Source organism: Sorangium sp. So ce426 (genome assembly GCF_051475585.1).
Lineage (GTDB): Bacteria > Myxococcota_A > Polyangia > Polyangiales > Polyangiaceae > Sorangium > Sorangium cellulosum_B.
Map to the genome: position 1 here is coordinate 9,465,136 of NZ_CP150341.1, position 16,686 is coordinate 9,481,821.

General features: G+C 73.0%; 15 protein-coding genes. 2 read left to right on the plus strand and 13 right to left on the minus strand.

Going from position 1 to position 16,686, the window contains the following annotated elements; translation table 11 throughout:
* Positions 1-8: 8 nt before the first annotated feature.
* The 4 genes from WMF44_RS35430 to WMF44_RS35445 all read right to left on the minus strand — a co-directional run bounded on the left by WMF44_RS35430 (position 9) and on the right by WMF44_RS35445 (position 5,712).
* Positions 9-743, minus strand: a complete 735-nt coding sequence (locus WMF44_RS35430) for a ferritin-like domain-containing protein (RefSeq protein WP_437294459.1) — start codon at positions 741-743, stop codon at positions 9-11.
* Positions 740-1,474 (minus strand): hypothetical protein, encoded by a 735-nt coding sequence (locus WMF44_RS35435; RefSeq protein WP_437294460.1) that lies wholly within the window; start codon positions 1,472-1,474, stop codon positions 740-742. The genes WMF44_RS35430 and WMF44_RS35435 overlap by 4 nt, the downstream gene beginning before the upstream one ends.
* A 153-nt stretch (positions 1,475-1,627) precedes the next feature.
* Positions 1,628-4,387 carry a protein kinase domain-containing protein gene (locus WMF44_RS35440; protein WP_437294461.1) on the minus strand — a complete coding sequence of 920 codons (2,760 nt, stop codon included), beginning with the start codon at positions 4,385-4,387 and terminating at the stop codon, positions 1,628-1,630.
* A gap of 389 nt (positions 4,388-4,776) precedes the next feature.
* Positions 4,777-5,712, minus strand: coding sequence for an AraC family transcriptional regulator (locus WMF44_RS35445; RefSeq protein WP_437294462.1), 936 nt, complete (start codon positions 5,710-5,712; stop codon positions 4,777-4,779).
* A gap of 92 nt (positions 5,713-5,804) precedes the next feature.
* Between WMF44_RS35445 and WMF44_RS35450 the strand changes: the two genes are divergently transcribed.
* Positions 5,805-6,686, plus strand: a complete 882-nt coding sequence (locus WMF44_RS35450; protein WP_437294463.1) for an NAD-dependent epimerase/dehydratase family protein — start codon at positions 5,805-5,807, stop codon at positions 6,684-6,686.
* 15 nt (positions 6,687-6,701) lie between these two features.
* On the opposite strand, the gene WMF44_RS35455 is transcribed toward WMF44_RS35450, so the two are convergent.
* Genes WMF44_RS35455 through WMF44_RS35480 form a run of 6 tightly spaced genes read right to left on the minus strand, consistent with a single transcriptional unit; the run spans position 6,702 to position 12,379 of the window.
* Positions 6,702-7,964, minus strand: coding sequence for an MFS transporter (locus WMF44_RS35455; RefSeq protein ID WP_437294464.1), 1,263 nt, complete (start codon positions 7,962-7,964; stop codon positions 6,702-6,704).
* Positions 7,964-8,371: a hypothetical protein gene (locus WMF44_RS35460; RefSeq protein WP_437294465.1), complete on the minus strand. Its 408-nt coding sequence runs from the start codon at positions 8,369-8,371 to the stop codon at positions 7,964-7,966. The genes WMF44_RS35455 and WMF44_RS35460 overlap by 1 nt, the downstream gene beginning before the upstream one ends.
* Before the next feature lie 2 nt (positions 8,372-8,373).
* Positions 8,374-9,000 carry a YdcF family protein gene (locus tag WMF44_RS35465; RefSeq protein WP_437294466.1) on the minus strand — a complete coding sequence of 209 codons (627 nt, stop codon included), beginning with the start codon at positions 8,998-9,000 and terminating at the stop codon, positions 8,374-8,376.
* 24 nt (positions 9,001-9,024) lie between these two features.
* Positions 9,025-10,191, minus strand: a complete 1,167-nt coding sequence (locus tag WMF44_RS35470) for a DegT/DnrJ/EryC1/StrS family aminotransferase (RefSeq protein WP_437294467.1) — start codon at positions 10,189-10,191, stop codon at positions 9,025-9,027.
* A complete protein-coding gene (locus tag WMF44_RS35475; RefSeq protein ID WP_437294468.1) occupies positions 10,188-10,967 on the minus strand; it encodes a WecB/TagA/CpsF family glycosyltransferase in 780 nt (259 codons plus the stop codon). Before WMF44_RS35475 ends, WMF44_RS35470 begins: the two co-directional genes overlap by 4 nt.
* Complete coding sequence (locus WMF44_RS35480) at positions 10,964-12,379, minus strand: radical SAM protein (RefSeq protein WP_437294469.1); 1,416 nt, start codon at positions 12,377-12,379, stop codon at positions 10,964-10,966. Before WMF44_RS35480 ends, WMF44_RS35475 begins: the two co-directional genes overlap by 4 nt.
* Before the next feature lie 152 nt (positions 12,380-12,531).
* Here WMF44_RS35480 and WMF44_RS35485 point away from each other — a divergent pair, with 152 nt between their 5' ends.
* Positions 12,532-13,797, plus strand: a complete 1,266-nt coding sequence (locus WMF44_RS35485; RefSeq protein WP_437294470.1) for an oligosaccharide flippase family protein — start codon at positions 12,532-12,534, stop codon at positions 13,795-13,797.
* Positions 13,798-13,855: 58 nt separating this feature from the next.
* Here the strand turns inward: WMF44_RS35485 and WMF44_RS35490 are convergent, their stop codons facing one another.
* The 3 genes from WMF44_RS35490 to WMF44_RS35500 all read right to left on the minus strand — a co-directional run bounded on the left by WMF44_RS35490 (position 13,856) and on the right by WMF44_RS35500 (position 16,684).
* Positions 13,856-14,743 (minus strand): sugar transferase, encoded by an 888-nt coding sequence (locus WMF44_RS35490; RefSeq protein ID WP_437294471.1) that lies wholly within the window; start codon positions 14,741-14,743, stop codon positions 13,856-13,858.
* Positions 14,744-14,805: 62 nt separating this feature from the next.
* Positions 14,806-15,603 carry an SDR family NAD(P)-dependent oxidoreductase gene (locus WMF44_RS35495; protein ID WP_437294472.1) on the minus strand — a complete coding sequence of 266 codons (798 nt, stop codon included), beginning with the start codon at positions 15,601-15,603 and terminating at the stop codon, positions 14,806-14,808.
* Positions 15,596-16,684 carry a radical SAM protein gene (locus tag WMF44_RS35500; RefSeq protein ID WP_437294473.1) on the minus strand — a complete coding sequence of 363 codons (1,089 nt, stop codon included), beginning with the start codon at positions 16,682-16,684 and terminating at the stop codon, positions 15,596-15,598. Before WMF44_RS35500 ends, WMF44_RS35495 begins: the two co-directional genes overlap by 8 nt.
* Positions 16,685-16,686 lie beyond the last annotated feature (2 nt).

The following is a 16,686-nucleotide window of genomic DNA, read 5'->3' on the forward strand; positions in this document are numbered from 1 at the left end:
GCGGGAGATCAGCAATCGAAGAAACGGCGAAGCCCGGGGCGGATGACCTCCTCGATGGTCTCATCGAGCAACACCCGGGCTTTCAGGCCGCTGCACAGCCCGAGCTGCTCCCCGTGCGGCGGGGCGTCGTGAGCCGGCAGGTGCGCGTGCTCGTGCTCCACGAGGTGCCGGAACGCGACGGGCAGGTAGCGCTCGATCGCTTGCCGCTCCGCCGAGGAGAGCTCCGGCGCGACCTGCTCGAGGAGGCGCCAGCCGAAGCGGGCGTGCCCGACCTCGTCGGCGTAGATGCGCGTCAGCAGATCGAGCAGCGGCCCGGGCGGCATCTCCAGCCGCTCCGCGCCGATGAGGGCCACGGCCACCGTCTCGCTCATGCAGCAGATGTGGATCACGTTGCGGAGCGCGGCCGCGCGGGGGGGCGCGTCGCGGTGCAGGGGGAACTCCGGACGCTCCGGGACGCTCGCGGTCGCCGTCCCGCCGAGGGCCTCGACCACGGCGCCGCAGAGGATCCCGTGGCGGCGCTCCTCGTCGGCGAAGCCCCGGCACGCCTCGGCGAGCTCCGGCGGGAAGCTCGCCGAGGCGAGCTGGCTCGCGAGCGCCTCGAACACGGCCGACGACGTGTGTTCGTTCACCATGCGCGCGTGCCAGGTGCCGATCGCCGACGGGAACAGCGCCGCGGGATACCCGCTCACGTCGAAGGCGCGCGCGCGCGCCTCGCCGCGGAGATCGAGCGTCGCGGCGTTCATGCGACCTCCGACGGGGCATCATAGGCGTCGAGCGCCGGCGGGACAGGGGGGCCCCAGGGCGTGCAGAGCGTCCGCGTATAGAGCTCCGCCTCGGGAGCGACGACGTCGCCGAAACAGCAGCCGTGCCGGACGGGCTCGGCCTCTCTGTAGGAGATCGCGTCGGCGTCCACGCCCACGATCAGCGCCGTGCAGCAGTTCACGAAGGAGGCGTCTCCAGCGAGGGCCGCCCACTGCTCCTCGGAGATCCCCGTCCCGGGGGCAGGCATGCGCTGCGCCGTGTAGTCGACGCAGCAGTCGAGCTCCGCGCGAGGGCGAGCCTCCGTGTCGTCGAGGCTCACCTGCTCGGCGCACGCGAGCCCGGTCGGCGTGGGCGGCGCGCCGCCCGCGCCGGCGGCGCCGCCCGCGCCACCCGCGCCGCCCGCGCCGCCCTCATCGGGCGTCGGAATGACCCCACTCCCCGTCGAAGGTTCCCCACCGCCGCCGGTCGTCGCGCCGACTCCGGTCGTCGCGCCGACTCCGGCCGTCACGCCGACTCCGGCCGTCGCCCCGCCGCCGGCCGGAGCCGGGGCGTCCGGCTCCTCCGCCGGGATCTCCTCGTCGGGATCCAGCGGTGACGACTGCCCGCCAGAGACGTAACGTCCGCTGCAGCCCGCCAGGGCGCCACAGGCCAGCGCTCCCAGCGCGACCCTCGCTGCTGCACGCAATGCTGCCCGTCTCGTCTCCTCACGCATAAGCTCTCCTCCAGTTAAATAGGCTGTTTGCCGCAGGGCGCGGCGCGGGCCGAGCACTCGGCCCATGTGGACCAGTGTAGGCGCGCGGCACAGCGAAGAGAATCTGCATTTTCCGCACACCATTGAACCGAAATTCAGAACAATGGCGCCCGGTCACTCGACCGGTCCGCAGGCGATCGCCTTCATCCTCGCCCGCGCCTGCTCGGCGGTCACCGAGCGCGGGCTGGCGTTCCCCCAGCGCGCGATCACGCTCGCGTAGGCGTCGCACGCGCCGGAGATCTCGCCCATCTGCTCGAGGGCCTGGCCGAGAAACCAGAACGAGCGGACGTACCTCACGGGCCAGCCCAGCATATCGCACGTCGTGACCGCCTTGCGAAGCGTGGGGATCGCATGGAGAGGCATGCCCGCGAGGTAAAAGACCGCGCCGACGTCCGCCTGGACCTCTTGCCCGACTTGATTGCTCATCAGCGCGGTCAGCGGCAGCACCGGGACGGCCTCCGCCGCCTCCTCGGGGTGCTCGATCCACCGCGCGTAGGCCTGCACCACGGCGGAGCGCGCAGGGTCGGCCGCCCCCTGCACGCGGGGCCGCGACAGGAGCTCGGCCACCTTCTCCTGGAACTCGGCCCTGGTGATGAGGCCGGCATGCAGCATGACCCGCAAGAGGTCCGGCGAGCCGCCGGCGCAGGCGCTATAATTGTCAAGACACGTCTTGGCGATGTCCGCCGCCTCGCGCCTGCGATCGGTCTCGAGGCAGACATCGATGAGCGCGCGGACGACATCGGCGTGCCCCGTGGACTCCGCGCTGATGTACATGCGCGCCTGCCGTAGCTGTCCCTCGGCCTGCGAGAAATTGCCCAGGATCGCGTTCAGGTTCGACTCGTCGAGCAGCGCGGTGAAGCGCCGCTCCTTGTGCGGCAGCGAGACCCGGCTCTGCCGCATCGCCTCGCGGACCGCGTCGAGAGAGCGCCCCTGCGCATAGCTCGACCACGCAAGCCTGCGAAAGATCAGCCGGCTCCTTCCGCTCGTCATGGGCCGCGTGAGCCACAGGTCCTCCTCGACGTCCGCGCAGCGGCCGAGCGCGCTGTGGTGCTCGCTCCGGATCTCGTAACAGCTGGCCGCCGTGGGCGAGATCGCGAGGCACCGGTCGATGGCGGCAGCGGAGTCGTTGAAGCTCCCGAGCTGCCACAACGACTGCGCCAGCGTGGCCCATCCCTGCGCGTACTCGGGGTCGATCCCGATGACCCGCCTCGCCGCAGCGACGCTCGTATGGACGTCCGATCGCAGCGCGCAGCGCGCGAGGAGGGCCAGCAGCTCCGCGTCGCGATCATACGGGTGCTGCGCCGTGAGCGCGGTCAGCCGCTCCGCGCAGCGCGCCGTATCCGCGGGGTCGCGGCCGAGCGCGGGCTCCATGGCCGCAAGGAGCGCTCGATCGCGGGGGTCGAGCGCGGCGCTCAGCTCCTCTGCGCGCCGATAGTGATCCCGAGCTTCGGTGAGCTCCGGCGCGTAGATCGCGAGGCGAAGGTGCGCATCGGCAAAGGAGTCATCGATGGAGATCGCCTGCCGCAGGCCGTCCACCGCCTTGCCCTCGTTGGCATCGCGAGCGGCCTGGAGCGCCGCGCTGTACAGGGCGAGCGCCGAAGTAGAGCTGGAGCGCGGCCCGGGAACGGTGGTCGCCGCGACCGGACGAGGCCCTCCGCGCAGCGCGAGCGCCCCAGCGATGACGGCCGCGAGCGCCATGGCGAGGCCGATCTTCCAGGCCGCCCGCAGGCCGAGGCGTCTTCCGGTCGAGCGGAGTTCATCGCGGCGCGCCGCGGCGCCGAGGCGCTCGGTCGCGGCCAGGGGGTCCACCACGTCCCCATCCGCCGCCTCGCCGCCCGGCGCCCTGGGCGGCTCGGAGATGCTTAATGCGGGCGGCTCCAGCGCGCCGAAGCTCGGCGCCGCGCCCTGCGCGAACGGCGCGAGCGCGCGAGCGACCTCGCCCAGGTCGGAGAGCCGAGCCTGGCGGTCCGTCGACAGCAACCGGCCGACCACCCTGGCGAGCTCCCGGGGCACGTCGGGCGCGACCTTCTCCAGCGGGGGAATCGCGCCTGTCACGATGATCTTGAACACCTGGCCGGCGTTGTCGGCCCGGGTCGGGAGCACGCCCGAGAGGCATTCGTAAAGAATGAGGCCGAGCGACCAGTTGTCGGTACGGTGATCGATCTGTCGGTCTCCGAACGTCTGCTCCGGGGACATGTAGCAGGGCGTGCCAAGCCTCGTCCCGCTCTCGGTGAGCCCCGTTGTCTGGGCGTCCTGTCCGCTCGTGGCCGTCAGCTTCGCGATGCCGAAGTCGAGGACCTTGACCCGCTCGCTCGATCCGTCGACAAGGAAGATGTTCTCCGGCTTCAGGTCGCGGTGGACGATGCCCAGCGCGTGCGCCGTCCCGACGGCGGAGATGACCGGCAGGAAGATGGAGGCTACCTCGCCGAGGGGCAGCCTCGGCTCGCGACGCAGCCTGCTCGCGAGCGACTCGCCGGACAGGAGCTCCATGACCATCACGGGCGCCCCGCTCTCGATCTCGAGATCGTGAACCTCGACGACGTTGGGGTGGCGGACGCTGCTCGCGAGCTTCGCCTCGCGCATCAGGCGCATGCCAACCGCGCCGCGCACGGCCCCGCCCTTCACGAACTTGAGCGCGAACGGCTTGCCAGTCAGCGTGTGGCTCGCGGCCCAGATCACGCCCATGCCCCCTTCACCGAGCAGCCGATCGAGCCGGTACCGGCCGGCGACGACGGCGCCTGGACGCCACGTAGGCCGTGCGCACTCGTCGCCCTCGCCGCGCTCGTCGCCCTCACCCGGCGGAGCGTCTTTTCCCGCAGCGGGTTGGGTCGCCTCGAGGCCCTGCGTCAGGTCCGCTCTCGATGCGATACGCACGACACCCTACACTACCCGACCGGCCCCCCCTGTCCAGATCGGAAACGATCGCGCCCGACGTGCTGTCCGCTCGACAGGAAGGCGGTAAAGCGAGGACACGTTTGCAAGTGCAAGAATCTTTTCACATCCCTGCAAATATCTCTGGGCAGCGAACAGCACCACAATGCGCTCGACGGCAAATCGCCCCCGCCCTTCTCGTTTTCTCGTTCAATTTGCCCGCTGAAGAGGGCTGCAAGTGAGGGAAATTCTCAGTCTCTCCACAGCTCATCGCGTGTGCGTCCCGATCCATCCGCTCGCTCCACGGCTGCCGAGCCATGACGCCGTGGCTCCAAGGACATCGGCTCACCAGATAGCGCGGTCGACCAAAGAGACGCAGCGCTCTCTGAAGCTCAGTATCCCGGCTCTCCGCCTCCGGATCGGTACGCCCCCGGCGGGACCCCGACCTCCCGGCGAAACGCGACGTTGAAGGCCGCCTCGTCCTGGTACCCCACGGACGACGCCACCTCGGCGAGCGCGAGCCCGGGGCGCTCTCGCAGCGTCTCCTTCGCCAGCTCCATGCGCCAGCGCGTCAGGTGACGGAGGGGGCCCTCTCCCACGTGCTCGCGGAAGGCGAGGGCGAAGCCCGAGCGGCTCATGCCGGCCTCCCGCGCGAGCGAGGCCACGGTCCACGCGCGGGCCGGGGCCTTGTAGAGCACGTCCAGGGCGCGGGCGACGCGCTCGTCCGCGAGCGCCGCGCGGAAGGAGCCAGGAGGCGCGGGGCGCTCGAGCTCCGCGCGGATGGCCTGCAGGAGGAGCAGCTCCGCGAAGCGAGCGGCCATGACCGGCGCGCCCGGCCGCCGGCCGCTCACCTCGTCGCGGATGCCGTCCAGGAGCCGGCCGAGGCCGGGCACCGGCTCACCGGCCCCGCCGTCGAGGAGCACCACGGAGGGCAGCGCGCGGAGCAGCAGCGACCGCCCGGCGCCCGCGACGTGCATGGCGGCGCAGAGCACCACCGTCCTCGCGCCGTCGCCGCCCAGCCGGCGCCGCACCGTCTGCGCGCCCGGCCGAGGCGGCGAGAGCCAGCGCTCCTCGTCGACGACGGCCGCCCCCGGCCGGTGCCTCAGGCAGTGGGGGACGCCGTGCGGCATGAGCAGCAGATCGCCCTGGCCGACGCGGATCTCTCGGCCGCCGAGCTCCAGCCACATCTCGCCTTCGAGGAGGTGGTGGAGCAGCACGATCTCTCGGGGGCCGATGCGGGCCCCCCACGGCGCGCCGAGCTCGACGCGGCCGAAGAGGCTGGTCTCGATGCGCACGTGGCGGAGCAGCGCTGTCAGGACATCGGGCATTGGACGATCACAAAAGAGCGCTGGACGCTATCACATGGAGGGTCCCCCGGTCCGTCGCCATGGTTCCGCCACCGAGTCACGAGGAGGCAACCATGGACGTTTTCATCACCGGCGCGAGCGGCTTCATCGGATCTGCGGTCGCCCGCGCCCTTGTCGCGCGCGGCCACCGGGTGCGCGGGCTCGCGCGCAGCGACGCGTCGGCGGCGAAGGTGCGGGCCGCTGGCGCGGAGCCGATCCGGGGGAATCTGTCGCAGGTCGACGTGCTCGCGCGCGCGGCGGCGGCCGGCGACGGGGTTGTGCACACCGCGGCGACGACAGGAGAGGATCGCCCGGCCACCGACGAGGCGGCGGTCACGGCCATGCTCTCGGCCATGAGCGGCGGCGTCTTCATCACGACGACCGGGGCGCCGCGCGCGCGCTCCTCGCGGGTGCCCGTGCCGGAAGAGGAGAGCGTCAACCCCGGCGGAGCGCTCGAGTGGCTCGTGGCGGCCGAGTCGCGCGTGCTCGGCGCGAAGGGCGTCCGCGGCCTGGTCGTGCGGCCGCCCATCGTCTATGGCGACGGCGGAGGTCCTGTGGCGGGCCTGGTGCAGGGCGCGCGCGCCGCGGGGGTCGCACGTTATATCGACGATGGCGAGAACCGCTGGTCCACCGTCCACGTGCGGGATCTGGCGGTGGCCTACGCGATGCTGCTGGAGTCGGACGCGAGGGGCGTGTTCCACGCCGCCGAGGCGTCGCCCGAGCCCATGGCGGCGCTCTTCGCCGCGATAGGCGACGCCGCCGGCGTCCCCGTGGGCTCGTGGAGCCTCACGGAAGCCCTCGCTGCACACGGCCCCATCGCCGGGTTCCTGGCCATGGACGCCGCCCTCGACGCGACGAGGCTGCGCGGCCTGGGCTGGTCGCCGGAGGTCGGAGAGGCGCTCGGAGGCATCTGCGGCGCCCTGCGCGACCCCGCGCAGGGATACCGCGCGCCATGAGCCGCGCCGCAGGCTTCAGGGCAAAGCGCCGTCGCGCGCGGCGCTCGCCGCCTCCGCTCCTCGCTTGTTGTCGAGGGCGAGCAGCACGAGATAAGAAAAGGCACAGACGACGAGGCTCCCGAACACGAGCATCGGCAGCGAGTACGCCAGTTGCTCCAGGCCCACCCCCTCGATCAGCTTGCCGGTGAGGGCCGGGAGGACCATGCCGCCGAGGCTGTCGCCGACCAGCACGAGCCCTGTCACGAGCGCCGTCATGGGCACGATCTGCCCCGTGAGCGTGAAGCCGCTGGGCCAGAGCGGCGCCATGAAGAGCCCGAGCCCGAGCGCGACAACCCACAGGAGCGCGCTCGAGGGCGGCAGGAGCAGCATCATCGCGGACAGCACGAGACAGCCGCCCAGCCCCACAGGGATGACCTGGCGCGGCGTGAAGCGGATCGCCACAGGGATCGAGAGCAGCCTCCCGATCGTGAACGAGAGCCAGAACCCCGAGGTGAGGTACGCGGCCCCGGTCGCCGAGACGACGCCCAGCGTGAGGGCATAGGTGTAGATCCAGCTCCCGAACGAGATCTCCCCGCCGACGTAGGCGAACAGGTACAGCACCGCGACGAGCACCGGAAGGAGGGGCAACGCGCGATCCGCGCCCTTCGCCGCGGCGTCCTTCCCGGCCTTTTCCTGAGGCTCGGGACAGTGTCGCATCGAGAGCACGCCCAGGGCGACGAGCGCCGAGAAGGCGGCCACGGCCCAGTACGCCGCGTGGTAACCGCCCCAGGCGCCCGGGACGCGCGCGACAAGGAGCGGCGACACGAACGCGCCCAGCCCGAAGCAGAAGTGAAGCCCGTTCATGTAAGGGCTGACCTTCTCCCCGTGCGTCCAGAGGAGCAGCGCGTTCGCGCCCGTGTTGACGAGCCCCTCCGCGAGCCCCCGGCAGAACGCCACGACAACGAGCAGCCATAACCACGGGACGGCCGGGATGACAGCGAGGCACGCCGCGGCGATCAGGTGCGCTCCCCCGAGCAGGGTGTGCCCGTGCACGCGATCGAACAGCTTGCCTCCCCAGAGCGTGCCGAGCGTGTAACCGACCCCCCCGCCGAGGAACAGCGAGCCCATGTCCCCGACGCTGGAGCCCGTCTGCCGCGCCAGGTCCGGCAGGGTCGGCCCGGTGATCGCCGTGATGAGGCCCAGGCAGATGAAGAGCCCGTAGTAGCCGGCCGTCTGGCGCAGCGCCCTGTCGCTCCACCGGCTCGAGACCGGACGCTCCTCCACGGCTGCAGTGCTCATCACTTCGCTCCTTTTACCCGATGCGGGGACTCATGTGCCGGCCCCGGCGCGGCAGGGGATCCGGGGAGATCGTCTGCGCGCGAGGCGCTGGCCGCGCGCTCCCGCTCGTGCTCGATGCGCCACGACTCGAAGGCCAGCGCCTGGAGCGCGGAGAGGACGAGGACGGAGACGTCGGTGTTGACGTAGAGCCAGATGAACCCGAGCCCGAGGCCGCGCACGAGCAGGGCCACCGCCGCCCCGACGGCGACGTTGCCGCCCCAGAAAAGGAGGCACACGCCCACGCAGCGGATCGCGCGCCGGAGCGCGGGCGGGAGGAGCCCGGCGCGCATCCCCCGGCGGCGCCCCGCCGCATAGACAGCGCAGGACGTGGCGGCGACGACGCCCAGGATGTAGAGCGTGTCGGGCACCGCTACACCTCCCCGCGGAGCCGCGACAGCGCGCGCGCCGCGAGCTCCTGGAGCAGCCGGCCGATCGCCGAGAGGCGCTCCCCCGGGGTGTTCGACGTCGGCGACCCCTCCGGGACGGGCGCGGCGAGGACCTCGAAGCCCGCGCGCTCGAAGAGCCGGCGCGCGCGCGCGATGCGGTGCGCGCCGGTGACGAGCAGGATCCTCCTTGCGCCCCTCGGCAGCAGGAGCTCCGCGCTGCGCTGGGCTTCCACCGCGGTCGTCAGCCCGCGCGGCTCCGTGAGCAGGGCCGACGCGGGGACGCCGAGGCCCTGCGCGAGGCGGGCGCGCGACTCGGCCTCGCTGGCCGGCCCGTTGCGGCTGCCGAGCATCAGCACGAGCGGCGCTCGCCCCTCACGGTACAGCGCGACGGCCTCGACGGCGCGCCGGAGCGAATCCTCCGGGAGCCGCCCGTCCGGATCGACGTCCGCGCCGAGGGCGACCACGGCGTCGGCCTGCCCAGCGTCGGCCGCCGACGCCATCCAGCGATCGAGCGGCGCGGCGGCCGGGGTGAACGCGGCGACGGCGAAGGCCATGAGCCCGATCACGCCGGCCGCGGTGCTCACGCGGTCCCACGCTCCTTCCCTGCGCATGGCGTCGGATCCCTGGAAGAGCCCCTACGTGGCGCCCAGGAGCGCGGGCCTCGAGGAGCGCGCGGACAGCCGCCGCGCCTCCAGCTCCTCCGCGACGCCGTGGATGGCGGCCTCGACGCGCTCGAGCGTCTCCTCGCTCATCCGGCCGTGCAGGGGCAAGCAGACCTGGCCCGCGCAGAGCCGGTCCGTGTTCGGGAGGGCGGCGCCCGCGGGGAAGCAGTCCAGCGCGTGCAGCGGCGGGTAGAAGTACCGGCGCGCCTCGACGCCGCGCCGCGCGAAGGCCGCGATGACGTCGTCGATCGGGGCGTCGATCAACCCGACGCCGAGGTTCTGCCCGTTGGGGTTCACGCCCGGCGGGATGCGCTGGGTGCGGTACAGCTGCGGGTGCCGGGACAGGGCCGCGCGCAGCCGCTCGAGGTACGTCCGCCTGCGGGCCAGCGCCTCCGGGAGCCGGCGGAGCGACGAGAGCGCCAGGGCGGCGCGCAGCTCGTCCAGCTTGGCGTTCATCCCCGGGACCGACGCCGAGAGCGGCTGCGCGAGCCCGTGGTTGCGCAGCCGGCGCATCGCCGCGCTCACCTCGCGGTCCGGGGAGACGACAACGCCGCCCTCCGCGGCCACGAGGACCTTGGTGGCGTGCAGCGAGTACGTCGTCGCGGTGAGGAGCGCCTCGGCCTCCCGGCTCGCGGTCTCGGTGCCCATGCCGTGCGCGTTGTCGTAGATCACGGCCGCGCCCGCGCCGCGGGCCTCGCGCGCGATGGCGGCCAGATCGGGCGGGACGCCGAACACGTTGACCGGGAGGACCAGCGTCGCGCCGTGCTCCGCGAGCAGGCGGCGCAGGTGCCCCGGATCCAGCGTCCAGGTCTCCGGGTCGATGTCGCAGAAGACCGGCTCGAAGCCGGCGTGCACCGCGGCGTTGAGCGTCGCGATGAAGGTGAAGGCCGGCAGGATCGCCTTGCCCCGCCGCACCGCCGCGGCCTCGATGGCGAGGCTGATCGCGACGGCGCCGTTCGAGACGGCCACGGCCTCCTCGACGCCGAGGAACGCCGCGATCGCCCGCTCGAAGCCCTCGGCGAGCGGGCCGGTGTTGCTCAGCCGCCCCGAGCGCAGGACGTCGGCGATCTGCGCCGCGATCGCGTCCGGCTCGTCCACCTGCGGCGAGACCATGGGGATGAAGGGTCGCTGGTCGCTCATGCTTGTCTCTCCGGGCGAAGGCGCTGGTGGACGACGCGGCCGATGAACTCCGGGATGCCGAGCAGGTACCGCCGCCAGAGCCGCCGCGGCTCGACCGCCAGGCGGTAGAGCCACTGGACGTGGCTCCGGCGCACCCACTCGGGCGGGTACGCGACGGCGCCCGCCACCTGATCCAGCAGCCCCCCCATACACCAGGTGGCGCGCACCTGGAGCGCCGCGAGGTGCTGGCTCACCCAGAGCTCCTGCTTGGGCGGGCCGAGGCCGACGATGAGCAACGCGGCGCCCGACCCGTTGATCTGCCGGACCACCGCCGCCTCCTCGTCGGGGGCGAAGTACCCGTGGTGAACGCCGGCGATCCGGAGCCCCGGGCGCTCCGCGACGAGGCGGCGCGCGACCTCGTCGGCGATCCCGGGCGCGCCGCCGAGCAGGAAGACCGAGGCCCCGCGCTCGGCGCAGAGGTCGACGATCCGGCCCAGCTCGATCGGGCCCACGTTGATCCGCTCCGGGCACGGCCCGCCCAGCAGGTGCGCCGCCCAGACCACCCCGATGCCGTCGGCGTACACGACGTCGGCCTGCGAGACCGAGGCGCGGTACGGCGACTCGCGCGCCGCCAGCGTGGCGCAGTACGCGTTGACGTAGGTGTAGTAGTCGGGCCTTTCGCGCTCCGCCCGCAAGGCCTCGTCCAGGCGGCGCAGCAGCTGCTCGAAGGAGAGCCGCGTGACGGGGACGCCGAGGACGTCGACCCGGGGCGCGATCGAGGGCGGAGCGACGGTCATGCGTCGCCCCTGGCCGGCGCCACCTTGTCCTGCGCGCTGATGAACGCGCGAGGATCGCTGACCGGCTCGCGATCGAGGACGGGCCGCGCCTCGTCGGTGCCGAACATCGCGACGTAGTCGCCGTGGAACCCGTCGCAGATGTCGCGGAGCGCGCAGCGCTGGCACCCCGCGCCCTTCTGGTAGCCGTTGTGCTCGACGCGGTTCAGCGCGTCGTGGCGGTAGGCCGCGTCGCGATCCCCGCGGCGGCGGAAGAGCTGGTAGGACAGCCCTTCCAGCTTCCTCATCACGGGGCCGAGCCGCGGGTCCGTGTCGGCGCGCAGCATCCGGCCCCGCAGGTCGATCGCGTCCGCCAGACGGAGGAGGGGCTGCCGGAGCCGGCCGAGGCGCGGCCGCGCGCCGAGCGGGACGGGCGGCGACACCGCGCCGGCCCGCATCCGCTGCGGGCCCTTGTTGGTCCAGGTCCAGCTCGCGAAATCCCACTCGTGCGGGTCGTACGAGAGCTGCTGGTAGTTGTACACCGACGGCCAGTGGCGCTCGGGGACGATGCAGTGGGGCAGGTACCGGACGTTCGCCTCCACGCCCGCCTGCGCGAGCACGTCCAGGGCCTCGTCGAGCGGGCCCCGCAGATCGCCATAACGAGGCACGTTCTCCGCGGTGCGGGCGCCCTCCTTGCGCTGATCCGCGAACGGGTTGAAGGCGAGGAAGTTGACGGCGCGCGCCCCCAGCTCCACCGAGAGCTTCGCGATCGCCGGGAGCTGCGGCACCGCGAGCTTCGACATCACGCAGTTCACGCGGAACGGCACGTCGAGCGCGATGAGGTGGTTCAGCGCGCGCATCTGGCGCACGTGCGCGCCGCTCACGCCCACGGCCACGTCGTGCGCCTTGCCGAGCCCCTGGACGCTGACAAGGAAGTCGGCGACGCCGGAGTCCTTGAACTGCTGCGCCTTGTCGCGCTTGTCGAGCACCAGCGCGTTCGTGATGAGCGTCGGCGCGAGGCCGATCCCGGCGCAGTACCGGATCAGCGCGTGGATGTCGCGCCAGATGGTCGGCTCGCCGCCCTGGATGTCGATCGCGTCGTTCCCGTAGAACTCGACGAGGGTCCGGCAGATCTCCTGCGCCTTCTCCAGCGACATGAACGGGTGCTCGGGGTGCTCCTTGTCCTCGATCCGGTCGAGGAAGTAGCAGAAGTGGCAGCGCAGGTTGCACGTCTGCCCGAGCCACAGCACGCCGCGGCGCGTGAGCTCCCGGGTCCGGCCGTGGGGCCGCGGCGCGGCGGCCGGGCGCTCGGCCGGCACCGAAAGGGCGCGGGCTCGCTCGAGCAGGATCTCCGGCGGCTCGATGTCCGCCGAGATCAGCGACTCCTTCCGCCTGAGCTGCACCAACGAAACGTTGCCATCCGTGCTGGTCTTCACGTGGTCCTCTCCTGACTTGGATCCTTCACGCGCGGCGCGGCGCCCCGCCGCTCCACGTGACCGCCGACGGGAAGTTGAACCGCACCGCGATCGGGGCGATAGGGGAGCGGCATGCGCGCGCGGCGACCTCCGGTGAAGGATCTCCTCCATCCATGACGTCGTCGGCGCTCCGCGAGGACGCCCCGCCGCCGGCGAGGCGAAGCGTCTCGGGCAGCATGGCGCTGAAGACCGCGAGCGATCTCGTCTCGCGCGGCGTCCGCATGCTCCTCGCCGTCGTCGCCGCGCGGCACCTGGGGCCCGCGGGCTTCGGCGACTACAGCTACGCCTTCGCCGTGGGCTTCCTGCTCGGCGAGCTCGCGGACCTCGGCCTTCACCTGTTCATCGCGCGGGAGGTCGCCCGCGATCCCGGCGCTCCCATCGGCCCGCTCGTGCGCCTCAAGCTCGCCGTGACGCTGGCCGCCGGCGCCGTCGGCCTCGTGGTCGGCCTCGTCGCGGGCGCGGCCTCGCCGCGCCGGACGCTCGTGTGGCTGCTGACGGCCGCGTGGCTCATGGCCTCGTTCGTCGAGATGCTCAACCAGGTGTTCCGCGGGCACCAGCGGATGGAGCGCGAGGTGCTGGTGGCGATCACCATGGCGGTCACGTCCTTCGGGCTGGGGACGGGCGCGCTGCTCTCGGGGCTCGGCGCGCTCGGCCTGGCGTGGGCCCTCGTCGCGGGCCACCTGGTCGCCCTCGCGCTGGCCCTGGCCCTCGCCGCCCAGCTCCTCGAGCGCCGGCAGTGGTCCAGCGAGGGCGCGGCGCTGCCGCAGGGCTTCCTCCGCGAGGCCGGGCCGCTCGCGGTGGTGATGCTCGCCAGCCCCCTCTACTTCCAGCTCGATCTCCTGATGCTGGGCTGGATGAGCACCCCCCACGCGGTCGGCGACATGAGCGCGGTCCAGCGCATGATCGGCGGCGCCATGATCCTGCCGGGCGTCGTGCGCGCGGCGGTCTTCCCCGCCTTCGTCGCCAGCCGCTCCGCGAGCGCCCGCAGGCGCCTCGCCACGCTCACCTTCGTCGGGCTCATGGCCGCGGGCGCGCTCATGAGCGCCGTTGTGTGGTGGATGGGCGGGCCGCTCGTCCGGCTCGTGTTCGGCCCCGACTACGCGAGCGCCGTGCTGCCGCTGCAGCTCCTGACCACGGCGCTCGTGTGGATGGTGCCGGAGCTCGCCATCGGCCCGATGCTCTTCGCCGCGGGCCAGCAGCGCCCCTACGCGGCCCTCTGGACGGCCACCGTGCTCCTCATCGCGGCCGGGGACCTGTGGGCGGTGCCCGCGCACGGCGCCGCCGGCGCGGCCGCGGTGAAGCTCGTCGTCACGCTCGGCCTCGTGGCCGGCGAGGTGATCGTCCTCTTTCGCGTCAGGGACCACCTCGGGGCCTCCTGAGCGGCCGGGGAGCGGTCCTCTCACGGCCACGGCGTCGTCGATCGCCCGGCGCACGGCGTCAGTAGCTCCCCACGCCGAAGAGCATGCGCAGCGGCGTGATCGCCATGATCTTCAGGTCGCCCCAGAAGCTGGCGTTGGTCAGGTAGTAGATGTCGAGGATGACGCTCTGGTCGAAGGTCACCTGGTTGCGCGCCACGACCTGCCACAGGCCGGTGATCCCGGGCCGGCCCTCGGTCCGGAGGCGGTGCCACGGCTTGAGCGCGTCGAACTCCGCCGTCGGGTAGGGCCTCGGCCCCACGAGGGCCATGTCGCCCGTGAGGACGTGCAGGAGCTGGGGGATCTCGTCGAGGCACAGCCAGCGCAGGACGCCGCCGAGCCGCGTGACGCGCGGATCCCTCGGGTCCTTGGGGATGACGACCCCGTCGTCGCGCACGAAGCCGGGGATCTCGCCGCGGATGACCGAGAGCCGCGCGGCGTCGCCCCGGTCCTCGCCGTCCCGGCGCTGCGTCCGCATCGTCCGGTACTTGAAGAACCGGAACGGCTTCCCGCGCAGCCCTGCGCGCGGGGCGATGTGGAACGGCCCGCCCGGGGACTCGAGGTGGATCAGCAGCGCGATCGTCAGCCACAGCGGCGCGCCCCCGAGCAGCACCGACAGGGCCACGAGCCGCTCGACGGCCCGGGTGGCCGCGGCGTCGAGGCCGCCCCGCTCGCCCGAGCCGAACCGGACCACCGGGAGCCCCTCCGCCGTCCGCTCCGACAGGCCGAGGCGCGCCGCGAGCCACTCGAGGTCCCGCGAGGCGATCGCGACCGCCTGCGCCCGCCCGCGCGCCTGCCGCAGCACCTCCCCCACCGCGTCGAGGCCCTCGACGACGACGGGCGCGCCCGGATCGAGCGGAGCAGGCGGCGCGGTTGCACCTCGAGGGAAGGACGTCGTTGCACAGGTCAAGAAAACCTCCTGGTGGTCTCCGGTCCGGCGTCGCGGCGGCTCCCCCGCCCTGCCGTCTCGCCTCAGCCCTCTCTCAGCTGCTCCCCGAACGCCCGGCGCGTCCGCCACCGCGCCCACGCCGGAAAGAGCTCTCCCACCACGCTGCGGAGGCGGAGCCGCAGCGGAGCGCCGCCCTGCGCCCGCGGCGCGCGCCAGAGCGCGGCCACGCTCTCGGCGACCCGCTCCACCGGGACGCCGCCGTCGTGCGGCCGGGACACCGAGCCCCGGCGCCGCCGCTCGTCCTCGTGCAGGCCCGTGTCCACCCACCCGGGGTGCACCTGGGAGACCCGGATCCCCCGGGGCGCGAGCTCGAGCTCGAGCGCGTCGCTCAGCCCGCGGACGGCGAACTTCGTGGCGCAGTAGACGCTCTTCATGGGCACGGCGCGGAACGAGACCTCGGAGCCGACGTTGATGATGTGGCCGCCGCCGCCCCCCATCACCTGCGCCGCGTGCCGGCATCCCAGGATGACGCCGAGGAGGTTGGTGCGGACGATCGCCTCGACCTCCTCGAGCGCCATCTCGTCGAGGCGCCCGTAGCCCTCCCGGGCGGCGTTGTTGACGACGACGTCGATCCCGCCGAGGAACGCGCGCGCCGCGCCGAAGAAGGCGCGCTGGGAGGCGTCGTCGCCGACGTCCACCGCGCCCGTGCCGAGCCGGCCGGCGTCCTCGGGCGCGGCGCTCTGCTCTAGCGCGAGCAGCGCGCGCTCGTCCCGCGCGCCGGCGAACACCCGGTGCCCCTCCGCGAGCGCGCGCGCGACGATGGCCCGCCCGATCCCGCGCGAGCCGCCGAGCACGACGATGGCGAGCGTCCGCTCAGGCACGCGCGACCCGCGCCAGCAGATCGCGCCCCAGGCTGCGCGCGAGGAGCCGCTCGCTGCTCACGAGGTGCTGCTGGTTGAGCCACGGCGCCGCGCAGGCGAAGCAGCCGTGATCGCGCAGGTGCTCCCACGCGGCCCGGACGCCGACCTCGAGCACGCTCCTGGCGGGGAAGTCCGCGAGCCGCTGGTTGCACGGGTACATGCGGCCGTCGCCGTCGATGAAGGCGTAGTACCGGCCCGCGCTGCACGGCAGGTACTCGAAGCGCTCCCGCCGCTCCTCCGGGGTGACGCGATCCCCGCCGTGGTGCTGCCACCAGCGCGCCATGTTCTCCCAGACGCGCTCGCGGAAGACCATCGGCGCCCCCCGGCGCTTGTGCTCGAGCAGCGCGTCCGCCAGGGCCTGCCGCTCGCCCGCGTCGAGGGAGTTGTCGCCGTGCATGCGCAGCTGCCGATCGGACTGCGGGGCGTAGGTCATGACGACCTCGAGCCGCGCGCCGAAGCGGCCCGCCAGATCGAGGAGCCAGGGCACCTGGTCCTTGTTCCGGCGGTTCAGCACCGCCTTCACGATGCGCGGAATGCCGCGCGCCTGGCACGCCTCGAGCGCGCCCATGGCCACGGCGAAGGTCCCCTGACCGCGGTTCAGATCGTTGATCGGCTCCGGACCGTCGACGCTCACGACGATCGAGCTCAGGCTGGCGAGCTCATCCACGCGCTCCTTGACGCGGAATCCGCTGGTGACCATTCCCACCGAGATCCCCCGGCTCACCGCCCGCTCGACGATGCGGCCGATGGATTTGTGCAGCATCGGCTCGCCGCCCGTGAGCGTCAGGACCGCCGTCCCCAGCGCCGCCGCCTCGTCCACGATCGCGAACAGCTGCTCGACCTTGAGCTGTCCGATGTCGTCGTGCCGGTGGTGGTAGTCGCCGTAGCAGTACTCGCAGCTCAGGTGGCATCGGTTGGTGACGCACACATCCACCCAGATGGGACGCGCTTCGCGGGCGAGCTTTGCGCGGACGAGCGAGCCCAGGTAACGAGGTGAGCGGTGCACGGGCTGCATGATAAGGAACTCGCCTCCAGATGTCATCC